Origin of the sequence: Rosenbergiella epipactidis (assembly GCF_018494055.1) — a bacterium.
GTDB classification, from domain to species: Bacteria; Pseudomonadota; Gammaproteobacteria; order Enterobacterales; family Enterobacteriaceae; genus Rosenbergiella; species Rosenbergiella epipactidis.
In genome coordinates this window covers 416,683-438,559 of record NZ_JABBFQ010000002.1, presented here as the reverse complement: position 1 = coordinate 438,559, position 21,877 = coordinate 416,683, and the positions used below count along the sequence as shown (strand labels likewise).

16 protein-coding genes and 2 tRNA genes are annotated in these 21,877 nt (G+C 46.3%); 14 read left to right on the top strand and 4 right to left on the bottom strand.

Features of this window, described 5'->3' with window-relative positions; all coding sequences use genetic code 11:
* Positions 1-44: 44 nt before the first annotated feature.
* From rlmE to HGT71_RS04900, 6 genes are all read left to right on the top strand, one after another.
* Positions 45-674: a 23S rRNA (uridine(2552)-2'-O)-methyltransferase RlmE gene (rlmE, locus tag HGT71_RS04925; RefSeq protein ID WP_048911394.1), complete on the top strand. Its 630-nt coding sequence runs from the start codon at positions 45-47 to the stop codon at positions 672-674.
* 56 nt (positions 675-730) lie between these two features.
* Positions 731-2,641, top strand: coding sequence for an ATP-dependent zinc metalloprotease FtsH (gene ftsH, locus HGT71_RS04920; RefSeq protein ID WP_214216844.1), 1,911 nt, complete (start codon positions 731-733; stop codon positions 2,639-2,641).
* Positions 2,642-2,747: 106 nt separating this feature from the next.
* Entirely contained in the window at positions 2,748-3,581 is an 834-nt protein-coding gene (gene folP, locus HGT71_RS04915; protein ID WP_214216843.1) for a dihydropteroate synthase, read from the top strand.
* Positions 3,582-3,584: 3 nt separating this feature from the next.
* Complete coding sequence (glmM, locus tag HGT71_RS04910; RefSeq protein ID WP_214216842.1) at positions 3,585-4,919, top strand: phosphoglucosamine mutase; 1,335 nt, start codon at positions 3,585-3,587, stop codon at positions 4,917-4,919.
* A gap of 239 nt (positions 4,920-5,158) precedes the next feature.
* Positions 5,159-5,494 (top strand): preprotein translocase subunit SecG, encoded by a 336-nt coding sequence (gene secG, locus HGT71_RS04905; protein WP_048911398.1) that lies wholly within the window; start codon positions 5,159-5,161, stop codon positions 5,492-5,494.
* Positions 5,495-5,521: 27 nt separating this feature from the next.
* Positions 5,522-5,608, top strand: a tRNA-Leu gene (locus HGT71_RS04900).
* 59 nt (positions 5,609-5,667) lie between these two features.
* On the opposite strand, the gene HGT71_RS04895 is transcribed toward HGT71_RS04900, so the two are convergent.
* From HGT71_RS04895 to hdcC, 4 genes are all read right to left on the bottom strand, one after another.
* Entirely contained in the window at positions 5,668-7,476 is a 1,809-nt protein-coding gene (locus HGT71_RS04895) for an ATP phosphoribosyltransferase regulatory subunit (protein WP_214216841.1), read from the bottom strand.
* A 121-nt stretch (positions 7,477-7,597) separates the two neighbouring features.
* The gene (hisS, locus tag HGT71_RS04890) at positions 7,598-8,866 is read right to left on the bottom strand and encodes a histidine--tRNA ligase (protein WP_214216840.1); all 1,269 of its coding nucleotides are present in this window, start codon (positions 8,864-8,866) and stop codon (positions 7,598-7,600) included.
* A gap of 117 nt (positions 8,867-8,983) precedes the next feature.
* Positions 8,984-10,120, bottom strand: a complete 1,137-nt coding sequence (locus HGT71_RS04885; protein WP_214216839.1) for a histidine decarboxylase — start codon at positions 10,118-10,120, stop codon at positions 8,984-8,986.
* 32 nt (positions 10,121-10,152) lie between these two features.
* Positions 10,153-11,499 (bottom strand): histidine-histamine antiporter, encoded by a 1,347-nt coding sequence (gene hdcC, locus HGT71_RS04880; RefSeq protein WP_214216838.1) that lies wholly within the window; start codon positions 11,497-11,499, stop codon positions 10,153-10,155.
* 1,189 nt (positions 11,500-12,688) lie between these two features.
* Between hdcC and HGT71_RS04875 the strand changes: the two genes are divergently transcribed.
* From HGT71_RS04875 to pnp, 8 genes are all read left to right on the top strand, one after another.
* Positions 12,689-12,765: transfer RNA gene (locus HGT71_RS04875), tRNA-Met, on the top strand.
* Positions 12,766-12,960: 195 nt separating this feature from the next.
* Positions 12,961-13,413, top strand: a complete 453-nt coding sequence (gene rimP / locus HGT71_RS04870; RefSeq protein WP_048911402.1) for a ribosome maturation factor RimP — start codon at positions 12,961-12,963, stop codon at positions 13,411-13,413.
* Between the two features lie 24 nt (positions 13,414-13,437).
* Complete coding sequence (gene nusA / locus HGT71_RS04865; protein WP_214216837.1) at positions 13,438-14,925, top strand: transcription termination factor NusA; 1,488 nt, start codon at positions 13,438-13,440, stop codon at positions 14,923-14,925.
* Positions 14,926-14,943: 18 nt separating this feature from the next.
* Positions 14,944-17,622, top strand: coding sequence for a translation initiation factor IF-2 (gene infB, locus HGT71_RS04860; protein WP_214216836.1), 2,679 nt, complete (start codon positions 14,944-14,946; stop codon positions 17,620-17,622).
* A gap of 66 nt (positions 17,623-17,688) precedes the next feature.
* On the top strand, positions 17,689-18,093 hold the full coding sequence (rbfA, locus tag HGT71_RS04855; RefSeq protein ID WP_048911405.1) for a 30S ribosome-binding factor RbfA: 405 nt from the start codon (positions 17,689-17,691) through the stop codon (positions 18,091-18,093).
* Positions 18,093-19,037, top strand: a complete 945-nt coding sequence (gene truB, locus HGT71_RS04850) for a tRNA pseudouridine(55) synthase TruB (RefSeq protein ID WP_214216835.1) — start codon at positions 18,093-18,095, stop codon at positions 19,035-19,037. Before rbfA ends, truB begins: the two co-directional genes overlap by 1 nt.
* A 106-nt stretch (positions 19,038-19,143) precedes the next feature.
* Positions 19,144-19,413: a 30S ribosomal protein S15 gene (rpsO, locus tag HGT71_RS04845; RefSeq protein WP_048911407.1), complete on the top strand. Its 270-nt coding sequence runs from the start codon at positions 19,144-19,146 to the stop codon at positions 19,411-19,413.
* Between the two features lie 301 nt (positions 19,414-19,714).
* Positions 19,715-21,853 (top strand): polyribonucleotide nucleotidyltransferase, encoded by a 2,139-nt coding sequence (gene pnp, locus HGT71_RS04840; protein WP_214216834.1) that lies wholly within the window; start codon positions 19,715-19,717, stop codon positions 21,851-21,853.
* Positions 21,854-21,877 lie beyond the last annotated feature (24 nt).

Sequence of the window (21,877 nt, the reverse complement as noted above, 5' to 3'; positions counted from 1 at the left end):
TGCGTAATGATTTATCGCTGCGATACAAAAATGTTGGAAAAAGTATGACGGGAAAGAAGCGTTCAGCCAGCTCAAGTCGCTGGTTACAGGAACACTTTAGCGATAAATATGTGCAACAAGCACAAAAGAAAGGTCTACGTTCGCGAGCATGGTTTAAACTAGATGAGATCCAACAAGGTGATCGTCTCTTTAAACCCGGCATGACAGTCGTAGACTTAGGTGCTGCCCCGGGGGGGTGGTCACAATATGTGGTTGAACAGATCGGAGCAAGTGGCCGTATTATCGCATGTGATATCTTGCCAATGGATCCAATTGTTGGTGTAGACTTTCTTCAAGGTGACTTCCGAGAAGAAGCTGTACTAAAAGCGTTGCTCGATCGTGTTGGTGACGGTAAGGTGCAGGTAGTAATGTCAGATATGGCACCAAATATGAGTGGCACTCCCGCTGTGGATATTCCTCGCGCGATGTATCTCGTAGAACTCGCACTTGAAATGTGTCGCGATGTATTGGCACCAGGTGGTAGTTTTGTAGTAAAGGTGTTCCAGGGAGATGGTTTTGATGATTACCTACGCGAAATCCGCTCCTTATTTACGAAAGTAAAAGTTCGTAAGCCAGACGCTTCGCGTTCACGTTCTCGCGAAGTGTACATTGTAGCGACTGGGCGCAAACCATAGCTCCCTACGCTTTCTGTTAACATCGTTGTAAATAAGAGGTTAATCCCTTGAGTGACATGGCGAAAAACCTAATTCTTTGGTTAGTCATTGCCGTAGTGCTAATGACTGTGTTCCAAAGCTTTGGGCCCAGCGAGTCAAATGGCAAGAAAGTCGATTACTCAACTTTCGTGACAGAAGTGAATCAAAATCAGATTCGCGAGGCGCGTATTAATGGGCGTGAGATTAACGTAACCACTAACGATAGCAATAAATACACTACGTATATTCCTGTCAACGACCCGCAATTACTGCAAAATCTTTTATCTAAAAAGGTAAAAGTGGTTGGTGAACCACCGGAAGGTCAAAGTCTGCTGACCTCTATCTTTATTTCTTGGTTCCCGATGTTGCTGCTAATTGGTGTATGGATCTTCTTTATGCGTCAAATGCAGGGAGGCGGTGGCAAAGGTGCCATGTCTTTCGGTAAGAGCAAAGCTCGCATGTTGACCGAAGATCAGATTAAAACCACTTTTGCCGATGTTGCCGGTTGTGACGAAGCGAAAGAAGAAGTCAGCGAGCTGGTGGAATATCTTCGTGAACCTTCACGTTTCCAAAAGCTGGGCGGAAAAATTCCTAAAGGCGTACTGATGGTAGGCCCTCCAGGTACCGGTAAAACGTTATTGGCTAAGGCCATTGCCGGTGAAGCGAAAGTGCCGTTCTTTACTATCTCTGGCTCAGACTTCGTCGAAATGTTTGTCGGTGTCGGCGCATCACGTGTCCGTGATATGTTCGAGCAAGCGAAGAAATCCGCGCCTTGTATCATCTTTATCGATGAGATCGATGCAGTGGGTCGCCAACGTGGTGCTGGTTTAGGCGGTGGTCACGACGAGCGTGAACAGACGTTGAACCAAATGCTGGTTGAGATGGATGGCTTTGAAGGTAATGAAGGGATCATCGTTATTGCGGCAACTAACCGCCCTGACGTCCTTGACCCTGCGCTCCTTCGTCCAGGTCGTTTTGACCGTCAAGTCGTTGTTGGATTACCTGATGTTCGTGGCCGTGAGCAAATCTTGAAAGTCCATATGCGTCGCGTTCCATTAGCAACGGATATTGATGCCGCGATCATTGCTCGTGGTACACCAGGTTTCTCCGGTGCAGACTTAGCAAACCTCGTCAACGAAGCGGCACTTTTCGCTGCCCGTAGTAACCAACGTGTTGTCTCGATGGTTGAGTTCGAGAAAGCGAAAGATAAGATCATGATGGGTGCAGAGCGCCGTTCAATGGTCATGACCGAAGCACAAAAAGAGTCAACGGCTTACCACGAAGCAGGACACGCGATTATTGGTCGCCTAGTACCGGAACATGATCCTGTACATAAGGTGACTATTATTCCACGTGGACGTGCGTTAGGGGTGACATTCTTCTTACCTGAAGGTGATGCAATCAGTGCAAGCCGTCAGAAATTAGAGAGCCAAATTTCGACCCTTTATGGCGGACGTTTAGCTGAAGAGATCATCTACGGCCCAGAAAAAGTCTCTACCGGGGCTTCCAACGATATTAAAGTGGCGACAAACCTCGCACGTAATATGGTTACCCAGTGGGGCTTCTCTGAGAAATTGGGTCCTCTTCTGTATGCAGAAGAAGAAGGTGAAGTTTTCTTAGGACGTTCCGTTGCTAAAGCGAAACATATGTCCGACGAAACCGCGCGTATTATCGACCAAGAAATCAAACACTTGATCGACAGTAACTATCAACGCGCTCGCCAGCTGTTGAATGAGAACATCGACATCCTGCATACGATGAAAGATGCTCTGATGAAGTACGAAACTATCGATGCTCCACAAATTGATGATTTGATGGCACGCAAAGAGGTTCGTGCTCCAGCAGATTGGACTGAATCGGCAGTGAAAGAAGAAGAGTCTGTTGCGCCACCGCAAGCAGCTCGTCCTGTCGACGCACCAGAGAATAATGATCCAGGCAACCCGATGTAATGTTTGAATCATTCGATAAATAGTGCCAGTTCGCGCTACAATAAAGCCCCGCTCATGCGGGGCTTTTTTTTGCATCACATCGATAGAGCGTTAAAGAGGATACTGAATGAAATTGCGTGCCCGAGGGAGTGAGTTAGATCTCTCTTTTCCCCATATTATGGGAATTTTAAATATGACCCCAGACTCCTTTTCTGACGGTGGCCGCCATAAAACGCTGATCGATGCGATTACTCACGCTAATGAAATGGTGATTGCTGGAGCGACTATTCTCGATATTGGCGGCGAGTCGACTCGCCCTGGTGCTGATGACGTTTCAGTAGAAGACGAACTGGCGCGCGTTATCCCAGTCGTCGAAGCATTATCCCAACGATTCGAGGTGTGGATTTCGGTCGACACCTCTAAACCTGAAGTGATTCGTGCCGCCGCCGCCGCAGGCGCCCACTTGATCAACGATATTCGCTCATTAAATGAACCTGGCGCGCGTGAGGCAGCAGCTGACGTCGACCTGCCTGTCTGCTTGATGCATATGCAGGGTGAGCCGAAATCGATGCAACACAGTCCGAGCTATCAGCAGATTATTACCGAAGTGGACAGTTTCTTAGCCACCGAAATCGAGCGCTGTATCGCTGCAGGGATACGTCGGGAAAATATTCTGATCGATCCCGGTTTTGGGTTTGGCAAAAACCTGCAACATAATTATGAGCTACTGGCTAATCTAAGTCATTTCCATCATTTCGATCTGCCGTTATTAGTGGGCATGTCTCGAAAGTCCATGATTGGGCAACTCCTTAATGTCGGGCCAACTCAGCGATTGAGTGGTAGTCTAGCCTGTGCAGTTATTGCCGCGATGCAGGGAGCACAAATCATTCGAGTGCATGATGTTAAAGAAAGCGTTGAAGCGATACGCGTGGTTGAAGCGACTCTCAGAGCAAAAGGATAATTCATGAGCGAACGTAAATATTTTGGTACCGATGGTATTCGCGGAAAGGTTGGCGAATCGCCAATAACGCCTGATTTTGTCTTAAAATTAGGCTGGGCCGCCGGTAAAGTGCTTGCTGGACAAGGTTCCAAAAAAGTTATTATCGGAAAAGATACCCGTATATCGGGATATATGTTGGAATCGGCATTAGAAGCGGGCTTGGCCGCTGCAGGATTATCGGCGGCGTTCACCGGGCCGATGCCAACCCCAGCGATAGCCTATTTAACGCGTACATTCCGCGCAGAAGCCGGCGTAGTGATATCCGCGTCTCATAACCCATTCGATGACAATGGAATAAAATTCTTTTCCACCGAGGGCACTAAGCTTCCTGACGATGTCGAAGCTGCTATTGAAGCGGAACTCGAGAAAGAAATTACCTGTGTCCTCTCAGCGGAGCTAGGACGGGCTAGCCGTATCGTTGATGCAGCCGGACGGTATATTGAATTCTGCAAGGGGACTTTTCCCAGCGAACTCAGCTTAAATCAGCTAAAAATCGTCGTCGATTGTGCGAACGGTGCGACTTACCATATTGCGCCGAATGTCCTTCGCGAGCTGGGCGCGGAGGTAATTACGATCGGCGCCTCGCCCAATGGAATGAACATTAATAAAGAGTGTGGTGCGACGGATTTAGGCCAAATTCAAAAACGCGTGCTAGCGGAAAAAGCCGATCTTGGTATTGCGCTTGACGGCGACGGCGATCGTATCATGATGGTCGACCATCTTGGTCAGGCGGTCGATGGCGATCAAATTCTCTATATCATCGCGCGTGAACGTTTACGACAAGGAAATCTGCGCGGTGGGGTTGTTGGCACACTGATGAGCAATATGGGTCTAGAGTTAGCCCTGAAGCAATTAGGCATTCCCTTTGAGCGTGCGAAAGTCGGCGACCGCTATGTATTAGAAAAGCTGAAGGAACGCGGATGGTTTGTCGGCGCCGAAAATTCCGGACATGTTATCTTACTTGATAAAACCACAACCGGAGATGGCATTATCGCCGGTTTACAAGTGTTAACAGCCGTAGTGGGGAACAAGCTATCCCTTCACGATTTATGCAGCGGCATGAAGATGTTGCCACAAGTCCTAGTCAATGTGCGCTTTTCTGCGGGGAGTGATCCGCTTCAACATTCTGATGTATTAGCGGCGTTACACCAGGCTGAGCAGCAACTGGCTGGCCGAGGTCGGGTATTGCTACGTAAGTCGGGTACTGAACCGTTAATTCGCGTGATGGTTGAAGGGGAAAATAAAGAGGAAGTAACCGAACTGGCCCAATCTATCGCGGAGATCGTCAAGCGTTTATAATCGCGGAAAGGTGTCTGAGATCAGGTTATTCGCTATGAGAACGGCTTTTGCCACGTTGGGTATAAACAGCCTTTAGCTAGGGTTGCTGCTTTTTTCCGCGATCAAAACCGGCAACGTAAATTGCACTTGCAGAGTGCGTTGCCTTTGGTTAGTATTCACATCCTCTTCAGGGGAGTTCTTTCCTCGTGAAGGTAGATGCGTTTTAAATGTACGATTACGTACAAGGAAACAGGTTAATTATGTACGAAGCTCTTTTAGTTATTTTCCTGCTAGTCGCTGTTGCGTTAATCGCGATGGTGATGTTACAGCAAGGTAAAGGCGCTGATATGGGAGCATCTTTCGGTGCAGGTGCCTCTGGAACATTATTTGGTTCAAGCGGTTCAGGAAACTTCCTGACACGTATGACCGGTATTCTTGCTGCGCTGTTTTTCATTATTAGCCTGGTGCTTGGTAATCTAAACAGTAATAAAACACATAAAGGCAGTGAGTGGGATAATCTGAGTGCTCCAGCAAAGTCTGAGCAAACTCAACAGCCAGCGAAAACCTCTTCGCCAGCCAGTGATATCCCGCAGTAACGCCAACTGATTGCAAGTATCAGCAGTGCCGTGGTGGTGGAATTGGTAGACACGCTACCTTGAGGTGGTAGTGCCCAATAGGGCTTACGGGTTCAAGTCCCGTCCTCGGTACCAATATTGAGAAAAAAGACGCTTAATAGCGTCTTTTTTTGTTTCTAAAATCTACTTATCTATCACAGCCATAGTATTGGTCCTAACTGATCACTGATCTGATCAACATTGGTGATGCTGTAGTCTGTGCTTTCAGCTTTATACAGTCGAAGTGAATAGCCGTCCCCCTCCATTTCGAGTGTGATTTTTGCTCCTTGATTACGAGAGTTTTTATGACGCGTTGCCATTCGTAACTGCGAACTATCTGTCGCTATCCTCAATTCAGGAAACTGCTGTCGCAATTGACGCGCTAAGAGTACCGTTTGTGCGCCAACTCGAGGTTGACTGGCGATAATAACGATATCTACTGAAGGTAGTGAGTGATGTTGGGCTTCGTGTTGCTCCAGTAGCCGAGCGATTGGCTCAACCAAGAAAGCAAATCCACAGGCAGCGATGGGATATCCAAGTATTCGGCTTGCATAGGCATCATAACGACCACCGCGACTCAATACATTATTGTCACTACGCCACTCAAAGACGACTTGGCAGTACTCGTTGCGAGGATAAAGATGATTATCGTGGTGCCAAACAATACCAACTTGATTAAGCGCTAGTTGTAGACGGATGAATCGCTGTTGTGAATCCTGACTAACAAAGAGGTCAAGTTGTGGAGCAGCAATGGCGAGTTGATGTAGCCAAGCTTCAGTAGAATTTCTTAGCCTTTCTGGATGAGACATTAACTGTTGTGTCTGTTCAGGCGTAAATAAATGGGAGTGAGGTTGATAGTAGGCAAATAGCGCACGCCGAAACGCCGTAAAGGCGTTGATATCACCGAGCATATTGATATGTAAGGCTATCTGACTAGCAATACCGAGCCGTTGAAAAAAATGGGCCTGCAGTACCAATTGTTCTATTTCAATATCAATGCCTGGCATACCGAATGCTTCAACACCAATCTGGTCACGCTGTTGAATTGTGTGATTGCAGTATTCTTGGCCAAACATTGTACCTGAGTACCATACTCTACTCATTGATTGTGAGGTCGAACAGCGGGATATCATCTGTAGGCAGCCAAATGTTCCATCGCGGCGAAGCTGAATAGGTTTAATTACAGTAGAGCTATTTGTCGCCATTAATGGTTCTTGTTCTAACATTGACAGTCGAACTTGTTGGTAGCCCCGTTGGCGTAAAAAAATACTCGCATGCTGTTCGAGCTTTTGCCATTGGTCTATTTTCACTGAAGTGTATTGACGGGGGCGGCCTCGTTGTCGTACTCGTAATGAGCAAGCCAATTGTGACTCGAGTCGTCTACTGACAGTCGGTGTGGCCAATAGGCAGTTTTGGTTAAGAGTATTACAGATTTTGGTCACTAATACCGAATTAACTGGCGAGCGACAAAAATCTTTAAATCGTTGCTGTTGCTGAATTTCGTCATCAGCGAGTTCAAGCCATACTGGGTGGGGAGCGATGATATTCTTAGGGTTTAACCCATCACTATGATGGCTATGAGTCCCATCCTCATCGCATTCAATAAAGCGCTTAACGATTAAAAAATAGGGGCCGGCTTGTAAAGGACTGCAGGCATATCGGCTTTCCCATAATGCACCGTAACGTTGATAGCGGCGATTATAATAAGGTACATAATGCCTTCCGATATATTGAACAAAGCAGCTTAGAGATTGACGGTCTTTTGCGGTGACCATTAGAAAAATTCTTTCGGCAGCCAATGAGTAGCTGTGTATCGCTACTGCGTAACGTTTTGCGGCGAGAGCCAGGGCGATCTCAAAGGTTATATAATCATTTTCCTGGCGAAACAATGGCTCACCATTATGGCCTCTGAGCTGAGTGAGATGGGGGAAGTCCCGAATAAATAATCGATTTTTTCTCGGCATAGCCGTAGGTCTCGGTAACTTGCCCATCGAGGAATAGATTTTCGAGAATGGGCAAAAAAATAAAGAAGGCAAATTTATAGGGTACAGCACTGTACTCAGGTGGTTATAGACTCGCTGAGAACTATCGGCAGCGTTTACCTAACCAATTCATAAGTTCTTTTTCACCGACGGTAAGTTGTTGAGCACTAATAAGGTCCCATACCCTTATGGTACGATCATTATTTATCGTTACTATGATCTGGCACTGATTTAGGCGTGCAGTATGGTGCTGTCGCTTAAGCTTTGAGCCGCTACAATCGACAACTACACTTAGCCCTATGATATTTTGTCGAATGTCTTCTGCAATCAGTTGGGCATATAACCCATCATCATCCAGTTCATTGGTGACGACTACAGTAGGATAGAAATGCCAGCAGGGGTTATCACTGTCCTGTAATGTTTGAATAAGAAGTAGAAGGCGCTCAATACCTATTGCAAAACCACAGGCGGGAAGTGCTTTTGGATTGAACAGTTCAGCCAATCCGTCGTAGCGTCCACCACCACATACGGTACCTTGTGCCCCTAATTCATCGGTAACCCATTCGAAAACAGTGCGTGTGTAATAGTCTAACCCACGGACTAAGCGAGGATTAATAACATAGGGTATCGCTGCACGGTCTAAGATTTGGCAAACAGTCGCGAAGTGGTTTCGAGATTCATCATTTAAGAAATCTAATAATTTAGGGGCTTGTTCCAGCATAGATTGCATTGCCGGATTTTTACTATCAAGGATACGTAGCGGATTAGTTTCAAGCCGTTTGATGCTTTCCTCATCGAGAATATCTCGATGAGCGGTGAACCAGTGTAGAAGTTGTTCACGGTGTCGCTTACGTTCCTCTAGAGTGCCTAAAGAATTAATTTCTAAGCGAACATACTCAGTAAGCTCTAACTCTTGGAGGAGATCGCGAACCATAAAAATTAATTCGGCATCGATATCTGGACCTTTCATTCCAAAAGCTTCAACGCCAAATTGAGTAAATTGACGAAGTCGACCCTTTTGCGGCCGCTCGTAACGAAACATAGGTCCTTGATACCATATTCGCTGAGTTTTGTTATAACAAAGATTATTTTCTAAGACTGCACGCATACAGCCACTTGTACCCTCAGGCCGTAGAGTGATGTGTTCACCACTTTTATCTGTAAAGTTGTACATTTCTTTGGCGATAATATCCGTTGCTTGACCTACACTGCGTTCAAATAAAGCAACGGGTTCTAATAGTGGCAAGCGTATTTCATGGTAGCCATATCTGAACGTTAATCGACGGAGTTTACTTTCCAGCCATTGCCATATAGGCGTTTCTTCTGGTAGTACATCTCGCATACCCCGTACTGCTTTTGTTTTGATGCTCATTTTTTTAGCTCCTAAGTATGTACCCTCGGCCACTAACGTATCGTTAATATTGGCCTTTTATATAAAGGCCTTGGAAATGAATCATCGACACCAAAGCCTTTTAGGGTAGGACCTGTTCTATGCCGCGCGTTGATTTTTATCAGCAATGACATCATCAATTAACTCATCAATTTGAGAGCTATCGAGATGATGGGCGGTAGTAATTAGGTGGGCGACATCCCCAGATATTGCGAGGCAGTGTTTTTTCCATACCCACTCAGAGGGTTTAGGGAAGACGACTGTAATAGAGTTTTTATGACACAGTGCATCAATTCCAGCTGCATTGAAGCGGTCAACCGCATATTTCGCCATGATTAAGCTGTGTCCAATGCGACGACGCCACTCAGCTTCAGAATGACTGCGCACTGCCGCCCACATCATTAATGGAGTATGACCATTTCGTGAACCGGAAATCGTTTTATCGTGTGCCGCAATATAATCAATTTCAACGCTGATTCTATCAACGTTATTTTTCTTAGCGACCACGATGCCACATGGGATAGGCGAACCAATCATTTTATGTCCCGAAACACCAATAGAATCAATACCATCGGCGAAGGTGAAAGGTTGTGGGTCCTCAACAAATGGGAGAATCATGCCACTGAGTGCAGCATCTGCGTGCAAATAGTAATTATCTCGAGGAATACCAATCGCAGCGATTCTATTTTGAATTTCAGTTATGTTGTCGATAGCTCCGCGAACAGTAGTGCCTATATTGGCGAATATAATAGGATTTGATTCGCCAGATAGCGTTATTTTTTTTATCAGGTCATCATAATCCATCTCGCCATTGGGTTGGGACTCGACGAGTTTTGACTTGATTCTCAAAAGTTTTACAATTTTAGCTACAGAGTAGTGCGTGTCTTTAGAGTAATAAAGAGTTCCATTTGGAAATAACTCTCTTCCAAGGTAGCAACCAAACATATTACTCTCTGTTCCACCATTCGTCACATAGCCCCAACTCTCCTCGAACGGTATTTTGAAAATAGTTGAAAAATATTCCATTACCTCTTTTTCAAAATCAAAGGAGTTAAGTAAATAATTACAATACTCTCCCCAGTCACCACAGTTATTTATAGAAAATCGCATAAACCGCTCAATCATAGTGTAATCAAAGTCAGCGGATTCAGGATAACCGATATTAAAATATTGGTTTTTTACGCAATAAGCCCAGAATGCATCTAGTTTATTTTGATCGACAATAGATAAAGACATTTTTATCTCCTACAGATAGTTGAGTTATTTGATTATTTTTCCAGATGAAGCGTGGCTTGACCGTTTTTATTTCGGCCAGCTGCGACGAAAGAAAATAGAGGGATAGTTACGGCCATTATCACTGTTCCCCAAAAAATGGAGTCCGAGCCTGATCCCAATAAAGCAAAGATGCTGTAAACCATACCGATAAGGGTTAAAACGCAGTAGAAGATAAAAATTTTTCCGTGGTTTTTCTTCTTAGCAATCATGATAATAGGTAACGAAATGATCGCGTACATATAGGGAAGTAGCGAAGCGAAAACGGACATCAGAATGACAACTTGGAACTGTTTAGCAAGATTAGGAGAAGCAGTTAATAACAGGACCAAACTCATTAGTATCCCTGAAATAATCAGCCCTTTCATTGGTACATCATTCTTATTGGTTTGAGCAAATATATGAGGGAACAAACCCTGTTTCGCGCCAGCACGGGGCCCTTCAGATTGTAGGATTAACCAGCCAGAGATTGAACCGAAACAGGCAATGATACTTAGCGCAGAAGCAATGTTACCGGCGGTATTACCAAACATGTAGCGGGCGGCATCGGCGAAGGGCGCGGCAGAATTGATTAACTCTTCGTGAGGAACTAGCCCCATAATTACGGTACAACTGCCGACGTAACATACTGATGCGATCAATAACCCATAAACGGTTGCTCGGGGAACGGTTCGCTCTGGGTTTTCAACTTGTCCTGAAGAGACGACTGCAGACTCCACACCTAAAAATCCCCATAAAGCGATAGAGGCTGCGGACATAATTGCGGAACCATCGCTATGGCCTGTACCGTTATACACGGCAGTAAATACTTTAGGATCAAACCAAAACCACCCGACAACCCCTACACCCAATACGACTAACAGCATACAACTAGCGGTAAAGGATTGAGCTTTACCTGCAGTACTGGCACCTAAACTACCTAGTGCGATAAATGCCCACAGAATAACGATTGCCGTGATGCAACCATAAATAGGTTGGTGAAGAATTGGGAAAAAGTAGCTAAGGTATCCTACTCCAGCGACAAGTAATGCGACATTCCCTATCCATGCACTGATCCAATAGCAAACCGTAGTTTGGAAGCCAATGAACGGCCCAAAAGCATCACTTGCATAAGCGACAATTCCCCCTGCTCGCGGGGTGATAAGACTGGTTTTAGCAAATACTAACGCTAAAGCAATTACGCCAATAATAGTAAATAGCCACCCCCATAATGAAATATAACCCACTCCTGCAAGATTAGTCGGTAACATGAACACACCCGATCCCATCATATTAGAGGCTGTGACCAAAGTGAGAGCAGTTAACCCCATTTTTTTTGCGGCACCTGCGCTAACGTTCCCCATACTTTCCATCCTCATTTTTATAAAAAATAATTATGTGCTTATTAATGATTTATTTTTTCATGGGGAATAATTAGAATAATGATTAAAGTCATTTTTTCTTGAGTAGTTAGTGAGGTTTGATATAAATATGTGTATTTTTTGTACAGTCTAACGATAATTCACTCTGTCCCCTTTTTATATCCCATTATTCGATTAGGATTTTATGAATGAATTTCTATTGAGGTTTGGTTGACTGAAATATCGGAAGACAGTGTGTTTTATTCTCATTTAATGTACGTAAAATATCATTATAAGAGTATGAGAATCGTTTTTCCTGTTGGTAGATTGAATGGTTTGTTGAAATAATAAAGCGGGTAGCATAATTTTCTTATCAAGTAGCTATTTATGATTAGTACTACTGTTTTCATAGATATGATAAAATTTATTTGTGGTTCTAAATAAGTTTTATTACTCAATACGATAGCGGAAGTATTCTTAGACCATGTTTAAAGTTTTTCATAAACTAAGTTACTCACTCAATCCTCCATAACGTTAATCATCACTACTCGTTGGCCGAAGAAATGTTTGACTGTCATCCTTATATTCTCTAGGAGGAGGTCAACTTGAGAAAGTTATCGCTCAGAGCATGTGCAAACTGCAGCAATTTGTTGATCGTTTAGATTTAAAAACAACCTATCATCGCGCCATACCTAAGCTTCGAAAAGTGATGTTGTCTTGTAGTTTGGAAGATTTGGTTGAGTATCAGTCCGTAAGGGGGTGAGATATTGGCGTTGATTTAACCCGATAATTCGTTCAGCAATGAGTAGAGCGACTTCAGTTAACACAGGGATAGATGTTTACTGAATAGCAGCACCTTTATGCTATTATTAAACACTATTGCTATACTCAGTACCCACTTCAAATTAGCTGCCAAAAGAGCGCTTAGTTTTCGTATATCGTGTTAATAAGCAATAGGAAAACATTTAATTGTAAACTATGGCTTCTACCCATTGGCTACCTTACTTATCAACTTCCCCTAATGTTATTTTTTGTTGTGCTATTGCGCTAAACGTAAAGTAAATAATCATAAATTTTAATTAGTTGTCTAAACGCATGAGGGTATGCATTCCCAGCCTGTCTGTGGTTGCAAAGCCCACAGTTAAATTTGCTTTTATGCTCGTCTAGGCGTAGTATTGAACTGTTTTTCGGACGCGGGGTGGAGCAGCCTGGTAGCTCGTCGGGCTCATAACCCGAAGGTCGTCGGTTCAAATCCGGCCCCCGCAACCATTTTCCTAGTTCTTTTTCCAAATCGACGTCGTTAAGACGACGGGTTTTAGAAAAATGTCTATTGAAAATGGCTCCTGTCCTTCGACAGGCCCATACAGGATTCTGATTAAAACCCCGATTTTTCGGGGTTTTTTATTATCAGAAAAGCGTTGTCATACTGGGCGTTAGCCCTTTTTTTATGTCTTGGGGGTGGCTTTGTCCACGTTAGAACAGAAGTTAACAGAGTTGATTACAGCGCCAGTTGAAGCACTGGGTTATGAATTAGTAGGGATAGAGTTTGTGCGGGCTCGCACCTCTACGCTTCGTATCTATATTGATAGCGAAAATGGTATCAATGTTGATGACTGTGCCGATGTCAGCCATCAAGTCAGTGCTGTCATGGATGTAGAAGATCCTATTACTGTGGCGTATCACCTTGAAGTGTCTTCCCCAGGGCTGGATCGACCATTATTTACCGCAGCGCATTATGAACGTTTCGCTGGCCAAGATGTCAGTGTGGTATTACGTATCGCTGTACAAAATCGTCGCAAATGGCAGGGGACTATCAAATCCGTTGAAGGTGAGATGGTCACATTGTCGGTTGATGGCAAAGACGAAGTGTTTGCTCTGAGCAATATTCAGAAAGCAAACATTATCCCTCGTTTTTAAACGTTCTGATTGAGGCTAACCAGGATGAATAAAGAAATTTTAGCGGTTGTTGAAGCCGTTTCGAATGAAAAAGCCCTGCCGCGTGAGAAAATTTTTGAAGCGTTAGAGAGCGCGCTGGCAACAGCGACCAAGAAAAAGTACGAACAAGAAATCGAAGTTCGCGTAGAGATCGATCGTAGAAGCGGCGACTTCGATACGTTCCGTCGTTGGATGATCGTTGATGAAGTGACGATGCCAACGCGTGAAATCACGCTGGACGCGGCGCGCTTCGAAGACGAAAGCCTGCAACTGGGTGAATATGTTGAAGATCAGATCGAATCAGTAACCTTTGACCGCATCACGACACAAACGGCGAAGCAAGTTATCGTTCAAAAAGTTCGTGAAGCAGAGCGCGCGTTAGTGGTTGACCAATTCCGCGAGCAGCAAGGCGAAATCATTACGGCTATCGTTAAGAAAGTGAACCGCGATAACATCATTCTTGATCTCGGAAACAACGCTGAAGCGGTGATCCTGCGTGAAGATATGCTGCCACGTGAGAACTTCCGTGCTGGCGATAGAATCCGCGGTGTACTGTATGCAGTGCGTCCGGAAGCGCGTGGCGCTCAACTGTTCGTTACGCGTTCTAAACCAGAAATGTTGGTCGAACTGTTCCGTATTGAAGTGCCAGAAATCGGTGAAGAAGTTATCGAAATCAAAGGCGCGGCACGTGACCCAGGCTCGCGTGCGAAGATCGCGGTGAAAACCAACGATAAGCGTATCGACCCGGTCGGCGCTTGCGTAGGAATGCGCGGTGCGCGTGTACAAGCCGTTTCAAGCGAATTAGGCGGTGAGCGTATTGATATCGTGCTGTGGGATGATAACCCTGCGCAGTTCGTCATCAATGCAATGGCTCCAGCGGATGTTTCGTCAATCGTGGTGGATGAAGATAACCACACCATGGACATCGCTGTAGAAGCGAGCACTTTAGCGCAAGCTATTGGCCGTAATGGTCAAAACGTCCGTTTAGCTTCTCAACTAAGTGGTTGGGATCTGAACGTGATGACGGTCGAAGATTTACAAGCTAAGCACCAAGCGGAGGCACATGCCGCGATTGCGACCTTTACCCAATATCTTGATATTGATGAAGAGTTCGCCACTGTGCTAGTTGAAGAAGGGTTCTCTTCTCTCGAGGAGTTGGCTTATGTTCCAGTGGATGAACTACTGGAAATTGATGGCCTTGACGAAGAGATGGTAGAAGCTTTGCGTGAACGCGCTAAGACTGCGTTGACCACCTTAGCCCAAAATTCTGCTACTGGCGGAGCCATTAAACCCCCTGCAGAAGACCTGTTGGGCGTAGAAGGCATGACTCCGGAGTTAGCAAATCGTTTAGCGGCTATTGGTGTTTCCACCCTGGAAGATCTTGCGGAGCAAGGTGTTGACGATCTAGCAGATATCGAACAACTGGACGAAGAAAAAGCCGGTACGCTGATTATGGCGGCTCGTAATATCTGCTGGTTTGGCGACGACGCATAACACACAGGAAGGAAAAGCATGACTGATGTAACAGTAAAAGCGCTGGCAACACAACTGAATACTCCGGTCGATCGCTTAGTTCAGCAATTGGCTGATGCGGGTATTCGTAAATCCGATAACGATTCTGTGACGCAAGAAGAGCAAGAGACCTTGCGTGCTCATCAGAAAAATACAGCGTCGAGTAAATTGACGCTTCAACGTAAAACTCGTAGTACGCTTAACGTTCCAAGCACCGGTGGAAAAAGTAAATCGGTGCAGATTGAAGTCCGCAAAAAACGTACCTATGTGAAAGAAGACGCTGAAGCGGAGCGTAAAGCTCAAGCCGAAGCCGAAGCGCAAGCACAGCGTGAAGCGGAAGAAAAAGCTAAGCAGGCAGCAGAAGAAGCGAAGCAGGCGGCTGAAGAAGCGAAGCGTAAAGCGGAAGAAAAAGCTAAACGTGAGGCGGAAGAAGCCGCTAAGCGTCAGGCGGTGGAATCAAATAAAGTGACCCAACAGAATCAAACTATGAATAAAGACGCACAGTCAGAAAAAGCACGCCGCGAAGCTGAAAATGCTGAGCTGAAGCGTAAAGCTGAAGAAGAAGCGCGCCGTAAAATTGAAGCGGAAGCGCAACGTGTAGCTGAAGAAGCACGTCGTCTTGCTGAAGAGAAAGGCGAAGAGTGGGAAAAAGCGAGTCAGAAAACCGAAGAGGAAACTGACTACCACGTAACGACCTCACAACACGCTCGTCAAGCTGAAGACGAGAATGATCGTGAAGTAGAAGGCGGTCGTGGACGCAGCCGTACGGCTAAAGCCCCTCGTGCTAAAAAAGGCAACAAGCACTCTGAAGCGAAGACCGATCGTGAAGAAGCGCGTGCAGCAGGACGCGGTGGTAAAGGTAAACATCGCGGTAAGAGTTCACTGCAGCAAGGCTTCAACAAGCCAGCGCAAGTTGTGAACCGTGACGTGCAAATAGGCGAAACCATCACTGTTGCAGAGCTGGCGAACAAAATGGCCGTTAAAGGCTCGCAAGTGATCAAAGTGATGATGAAAATGGGTGCGATGGCAACCATTAACCAAGTTATCGACCAAGAGACTGCACAGCTTGTGGCGGAAGAGATGGGCCACAAAGTTATCTTACGTCGTGAGAACGAATTGGAAGAAGCGGTAATGAGCGACCGTGACACCGGTACAACGGCTGAATTAGAGCCGCGTGCACCTGTTGTCACCATCATGGGTCACGTAGACCACGGTAAAACCTCATTACTGGACTACATTCGTTCAACACGTGTTGCCTCTGGTGAAGCCGGCGGGATCACCCAGCATATCGGTGCTTACCACGTTGAAACAGATAACGGTATGGTCACCTTCTTAGATACTCCGGGACACGCCGCGTTTACCGCAATGCGTGCACGGGGTGCTCAAGCGACTGATATTGTTATCCTGGTTGTTGCAGCGGACGATGGCGTGATGCCACAAACGATTGAAGCGGTTCAGCATGCGAAAGCGGCGAACGTTCCGGTTATCGTTGCGGTCAACAAATGTGATAAGCCAGAAGCTGATCCAGACCGTGTTAAGAACGAGCTGACTCAATTCGGTATCGTGCCGGAAGAGTGGGGCGGTGAAAACATGTTCGTTAACGTTTCGGCGAAAGCGGGTACCGGGATCGACGATTTACTGCAAGCAATCCTGTTACAAGCCGAAGTTCTTGAACTGACCGCTAACCGTAACGGTATGGCGAGCGGTGTAGTCATCGAATCTTTCCTAGACAAAGGTCGTGGCCCTGTTGCAACCGTACTGGTGCGTGCGGGAACCTTGAACAAAGGGGATATCGTACTGTGTGGCTTCGAATACGGACGCGTTCGTGCAATGCGTGATGAACTTGGCCGCGAAGTGATGACTGCAGGACCTTCTATTCCTGTGGAAATCCTTGGTATGTCAGGGGTTCCGGCTGCAGGTGACGAAGCGACTGTTGTACGTGATGAGAAAAAAGCACGTGAAGTTGCGCTATATCGCCAAGGTAAATTCCGTGAAGTTAAGTTAGCTCGCCAGCAGAAATCTAAGCTGGAAAATATGTTTGCTAACATGACTGAAGGCGATGTTTCTGAACTGAACATTGTTCTGAAAGCAGACGTTCAAGGTTCGGTTGAAGCGATCAGCGATTCACTCCTGAAGCTGTCTACTGACGAAGTTAAAGTGAAAATCATTGGTTCAGGTGTCGGTGGAATTACCGAAACAGATGCTACCTTAGCGGCAGCTTCTAACGCGATTCTGGTCGGATTTAACGTTCGTGCGGATGCCTCAGCGCGTCGCGTGATCGATACTGAAAGCTTAGACCTCCGTTACTACTCGGTCATCTATAACCTGATCGACGAAGTGAAAGCGGCAATGAGCGGTATGTTGGCGCCTGAGTACAAGCAACAGATCATCGGTCTGGCGCAAGTTCGTGATGTCTTCAAATCACCGAAATTCGGTGCGATTGCCGGTTGTATGGTGACCGAAGGGATCATCAAGCGTCACAACCCTATCCGTGTTCTTCGTGATAACATCGTTATCTATGAAGGCGAGCTCGAATCATTACGTCGCTTCAAAGATGACGTCAATGAAGTGCGTAACGGCATGGAGTGTGGTGTTGGCGTGAAGAACTATAACGACGTCCGTGCAGGCGACCAAATCGAAGTGTTTGAAATCATTGAAATCAAACGTACTATCGATTAATTGTTAGCGAAGCTAGCAGTATTTGGGAGGCCTTTGGCCTCCCGAATGGTTTGAAAGGAAGAAAAAATGGCTAAAGAATTCGGACGCTCCCAGCGCGTCGCTCAAGAATTACAAAAAGAGCTGGCAGTTATTATCCAACGTGAAATTAAAGACCCGCGCGTGGGCATGATGGTGACTGTATCAGGTGTCGAGGTTTCTCGTGACCTCGCCTATGCAAAAGTATTCGTAACATTCTTAAACGACAAAGATGAAGATGCCGTGAAGCAAGGCGTCAAAGCGCTACAAGACGCTTCAGGTTTTATCCGTACTTTACTGGGTAAAGCGATGCGTCTGCGTATCGTTCCTGAACTGACATTCTTCTACGACAACTCTCTGGTTGAGGGGATGCGTATGTCGAATCTGGTGACCAGCGTTGTGAACAAAGACAACGAACGTCACGTGGATGAGAAGAGCGAGGATAAGGAAGACTAATGGGTCGTCCACGTCGTCGCGGACGCGATATTCATGGCGTCCTGTTGCTGGATAAACCGCAAGGCATGTCATCGAATGATGTCCTTCAAAAAGTGAAAAGACTCTATAACGCAAACAAAGCGGGTCATACCGGTGCCTTAGATCCTTTGGCAACAGGCATGTTACCCATTTGCTTGGGTGAAGCGACAAAATTCTCGCAATATCTGCTCGATGCGGATAAGCGTTATCGGGTCATCGCGCGTTTAGGGCAGCGCACCGATACCTCCGATGCCGATGGGAATATTGTCGAAGAGCGGCCTATCCAGTTTACGCCGCAGCAGCTCGAGCAAGCCTTAGAACATTTCCGAGGTGATACTCAGCAAGTGCCGACGATGTTTTCTGCACTAAAATATCAAGGTCGCCCCCTCTACGAGTACGCTCGTCAAGGGATCACCGTACCTCGCGAAGCGCGTCCTATCACGGTGTATGAACTCTTGTTCATTCGCTGGGAGGGAGAAGAGGTAGAGCTCGAAATTCACTGCTCGAAAGGCACCTATATTCGTACCATCATTGATGATTTAGGTGAGCGGCTAGGCTGTGGGGCGCATGTCAGTATGTTACGTCGCCTTCAAGTCGATCGTTATCCAGCGGAGAAAATGGTTACGCTGGCTCAACTGCAACAGTGGGTAGCGGATGCTGATGCTGCAGGGACTTCTGCCGCTGAGCAACTTGATCCATTACTTTTATCTATGGATACGCCCGCTGCGGCCTACCCAATGGTTAGTCTACCGCAAGCCAGCAGCCACTGGTTTAAATTAGGGCAAGCCGTGCAGGCCTCTGGCGCGCCGAGTGACGGGCTGGTACGGGTGTTTGAAATGGAAACGGATAAGTTTCTCGGTATGGCGCAAATCGACGATCAAGGTCGTGTTGCCCCGAAACGTTTAGTGGTGGAATTTCCTCTCTGAGGCGTTTGCACTCTGGCGTAGCGCAGAGTAGAATGTCTGCGCTAAAAGTGAGTCGCTGAATTAGAGATCGGCGGCTCGAATTCATTTAAATTTATTGGAGTATATTATGTCTCTAAGCGTAGAAGCTAAAGCTGAGATCGTTGCTAAATATGGTCGTGATGCTAACGACAGTGGTTCAACTGAAGTTCAAGTTGCACTGTTAACTGCTCAAATCACTCACCTGCAAGGTCACTTCTCTGAGCACAAGAAAGATCACCACAGCCGTCGTGGTCTGCTGCGTATGGTTTCACAACGTCGTAAGCTACTGGATTACCTGAAGCGTAAAGATGTTAAGCGTTACACTGACCTGATCGCAAGCCTAGGTCTGCGTCGCTAAGTTAAAAAATCTTTACGCGAAACTGCCTTGTATTTATACAAATTGCAGAATCAATGTTAAGATTACAACGCACTATGTGTGTAAGGGGCCTACAAGGCCCCTTTTTTTGAATATTAGTTGTCCATTTTGTAACAGGCACTACAGTGTTATACTGTTGTTCAGTGAAAGAAAGTTGCACGATTCGCGCGGCTAATGACAGGGCTTAAGCTGTTTATTGAGTCTTACCATTAGTCGCGAGGATGCAAACTATTCACATTAATGATGACTTATTGCGTTACACTCCTCGATAAAGGAAACGATTTTGCTTAATCCGACAATTCAAAAATTCCAATACGGTCAACACACCGTTACCATCGAAACCGGTATGATGGCGCGTCAAGCGACCGCAGCGGTTATGGTGAGCATGGACGATACTTGTGTATTCGTTACTGTTGTAGGCCAGAAAAAAGCGAAAGCAGGTCAAGACTTCTTCCCGCTTACCGTTAACTATCAAGAGCGTACTTACGCAGCGGGCCGTATTCCAGGAAGCTTCTTCCGTCGTGAAGGTCGTCCAAGCGAAGGCGAAACGTTAATCGCTCGTCTTATCGACCGTCCAGTACGCCCATTATTCCCAGAAGGTTTCGTTAACGAAGTACAGGTTATTGCGACCGTCGTTTCTGTAAACCCACAAGTCCACCCTGACATCGTTGCGATGATCGGTGCCTCTGCCGCGTTATCGCTATCAGGTATCCCGTTCAACGGTCCAATTGGTGCGGCGCGCGTAGGTTACATCAACGATCAGTATGTTTTAAACCCAACGGCTGAAGAGCTGGCGACAAGCCGCTTAGATTTAGTGGTAGCGGGTACTGAAAACGCAGTATTGATGGTTGAATCTGAAGCTGAGATTCTGTCAGAAGACCAAATGCTTGGTGCGGTTGTCTTCGGTCACGATCAACAACAAGTTGTTATTGAGAATATCAAACAACTGGTTGAGAAAGCGGGCAAACCTCGTTGGGATTGGCAGCCAGAAGCCGTTAACGAAAGCCTTAACAGCCGCATCGCGGCGCTGGCAGAGAGCCGTTTAAGCGAAGCTTACCGTATTACTGAAAAACAAGAGCGTTATGCTCAAGTTGGTGTGATCAAAAGCGAAACAACCGCGACGTTACTAGCAGAAGATGAAAGCCTAGACGAAGGTGAAATCAGCGATATTCTGCATGCGATCGAGAAAAACGTGGTACGTAGCCGTGTCTTAAACGGTGAACCACGTATTGATGGTCGTGAGAAAGACATGGTTCGTGGCCTCGATGTCCGCACCGGTGTTCTACCGCGTACCCATGGTTCATCGCTGTTTACTCGTGGTGAAACTCAGGCGTTAGTGACTGCGACATTAGGTACAGCACGTGATGCGCAGAGCCTGGATGAGCTGATGGGCGAAAAATCAGATTCATTCTTGTTCCACTACAACTTCCCTCCGTATTCTGTTGGTGAAACGGGTATGGTCGGTTCACCTAAGCGTCGTGAAATTGGTCACGGTCGTTTAGCGAAACGTGGCGTATTAGCCGTTATGCCTAAGCAAGATGAATTCCCGTACACCGTTCGTGTGGTGTCAGAGATTACTGAATCAAACGGTTCTTCATCAATGGCTTCTGTATGTGGTGCTTCACTGGCGCTGATGGATGCGGGTGTACCGATCAAAGCAGCGGTAGCCGGTATTGCTATGGGCCTGGTAAAAGAAGACGAACGTTTTGTCGTGCTGTCTGACATCTTAGGTGATGAAGACCACCTTGGTGATATGGACTTTAAAGTTGCGGGAAGCCGTGAAGGTATCACTGCACTGCAAATGGATATCAAAATTGAAGGTATCACTCGCGAAATTATGCAAGCGGCCCTTAGCCAAGCGAAAGGCGCTCGTTTACATATTCTGAGTGTGATGGAAGAAGCGATCGGTACTCACCGTGGTGATATCTCTGAGTTCGCTCCACGCATCCATACCATCCGTATCAGTCCTGATAAAATCAAGGACGTTATCGGTAAAGGTGGTTCAGTTATCCGTGCGTTAACCGAAGAAACGGGGACCACTATCGAAATCGAAGATGACGGTACGGTTAAAATTGCGGCTACAGATGGCGATAAAGCGAAAGAAGCAATTCGTCGTATCGAAGAGATTACCGCGGACATCGAAGTGGGTCGTATCTACAACGGTAAAGTGACCCGTATCGTTGACTTCGGTGCATTCGTTTCAATCGGTGGCGGTAAAGAAGGTCTGGTGCATATTTCTCAAATCGCCGACAAGCGCGTAGAGAAAGTCTCCGATTACCTGCAAATGGCGCAAGAAGTGCCGGTTAAGGTACTAGAAATCGACCGCCAAGGCCGTGTACGCTTAAGTATGAAAGAAGCTGTGGAAAAACCGCAAGCTGAAGCCTCTGAAGCGACCGACGCACCAGCGACTGACGCTGAGTAATCGTCATGACCCTTTCCTGCTTCA

Bases quoted from the DNA above. Each gene is read 5' to 3' on its own strand.
- rlmE (WP_048911394.1), top strand. From the start codon at position 45: ATGACGGGAAAGAAGCGTTCAGCCAGCTCAAGTCGCTGGTTACAGGAA.
- ftsH (WP_214216844.1), top strand. From the start codon at position 731: ATGGCGAAAAACCTAATTCTTTGGTTAGTCATTGCCGTAGTGCTAATG.
- folP (WP_214216843.1), top strand. From the start codon at position 2,748: ATGAAATTGCGTGCCCGAGGGAGTGAGTTAGATCTCTCTTTTCCCCAT.
- glmM (WP_214216842.1), top strand. From the start codon at position 3,585: ATGAGCGAACGTAAATATTTTGGTACCGATGGTATTCGCGGAAAGGTT.
- secG (WP_048911398.1), top strand. From the start codon at position 5,159: ATGTACGAAGCTCTTTTAGTTATTTTCCTGCTAGTCGCTGTTGCGTTA.
- HGT71_RS04895 (WP_214216841.1), bottom strand. From the start codon at position 7,476: ATGCCGAGAAAAAATCGATTATTTATTCGGGACTTCCCCCATCTCACT.
- hisS (WP_214216840.1), bottom strand. From the start codon at position 8,866: ATGAGCATCAAAACAAAAGCAGTACGGGGTATGCGAGATGTACTACCA.
- HGT71_RS04885 (WP_214216839.1), bottom strand. From the start codon at position 10,120: ATGTCTTTATCTATTGTCGATCAAAATAAACTAGATGCATTCTGGGCT.
- hdcC (WP_214216838.1), bottom strand. From the start codon at position 11,499: ATGGGGAACGTTAGCGCAGGTGCCGCAAAAAAAATGGGGTTAACTGCT.
- nusA (WP_214216837.1), top strand. From the start codon at position 13,438: ATGAATAAAGAAATTTTAGCGGTTGTTGAAGCCGTTTCGAATGAAAAA.
- infB (WP_214216836.1), top strand. From the start codon at position 14,944: ATGACTGATGTAACAGTAAAAGCGCTGGCAACACAACTGAATACTCCG.
- rbfA (WP_048911405.1), top strand. From the start codon at position 17,689: ATGGCTAAAGAATTCGGACGCTCCCAGCGCGTCGCTCAAGAATTACAA.
- truB (WP_214216835.1), top strand. From the start codon at position 18,093: ATGGGTCGTCCACGTCGTCGCGGACGCGATATTCATGGCGTCCTGTTG.
- rpsO (WP_048911407.1), top strand. From the start codon at position 19,144: ATGTCTCTAAGCGTAGAAGCTAAAGCTGAGATCGTTGCTAAATATGGT.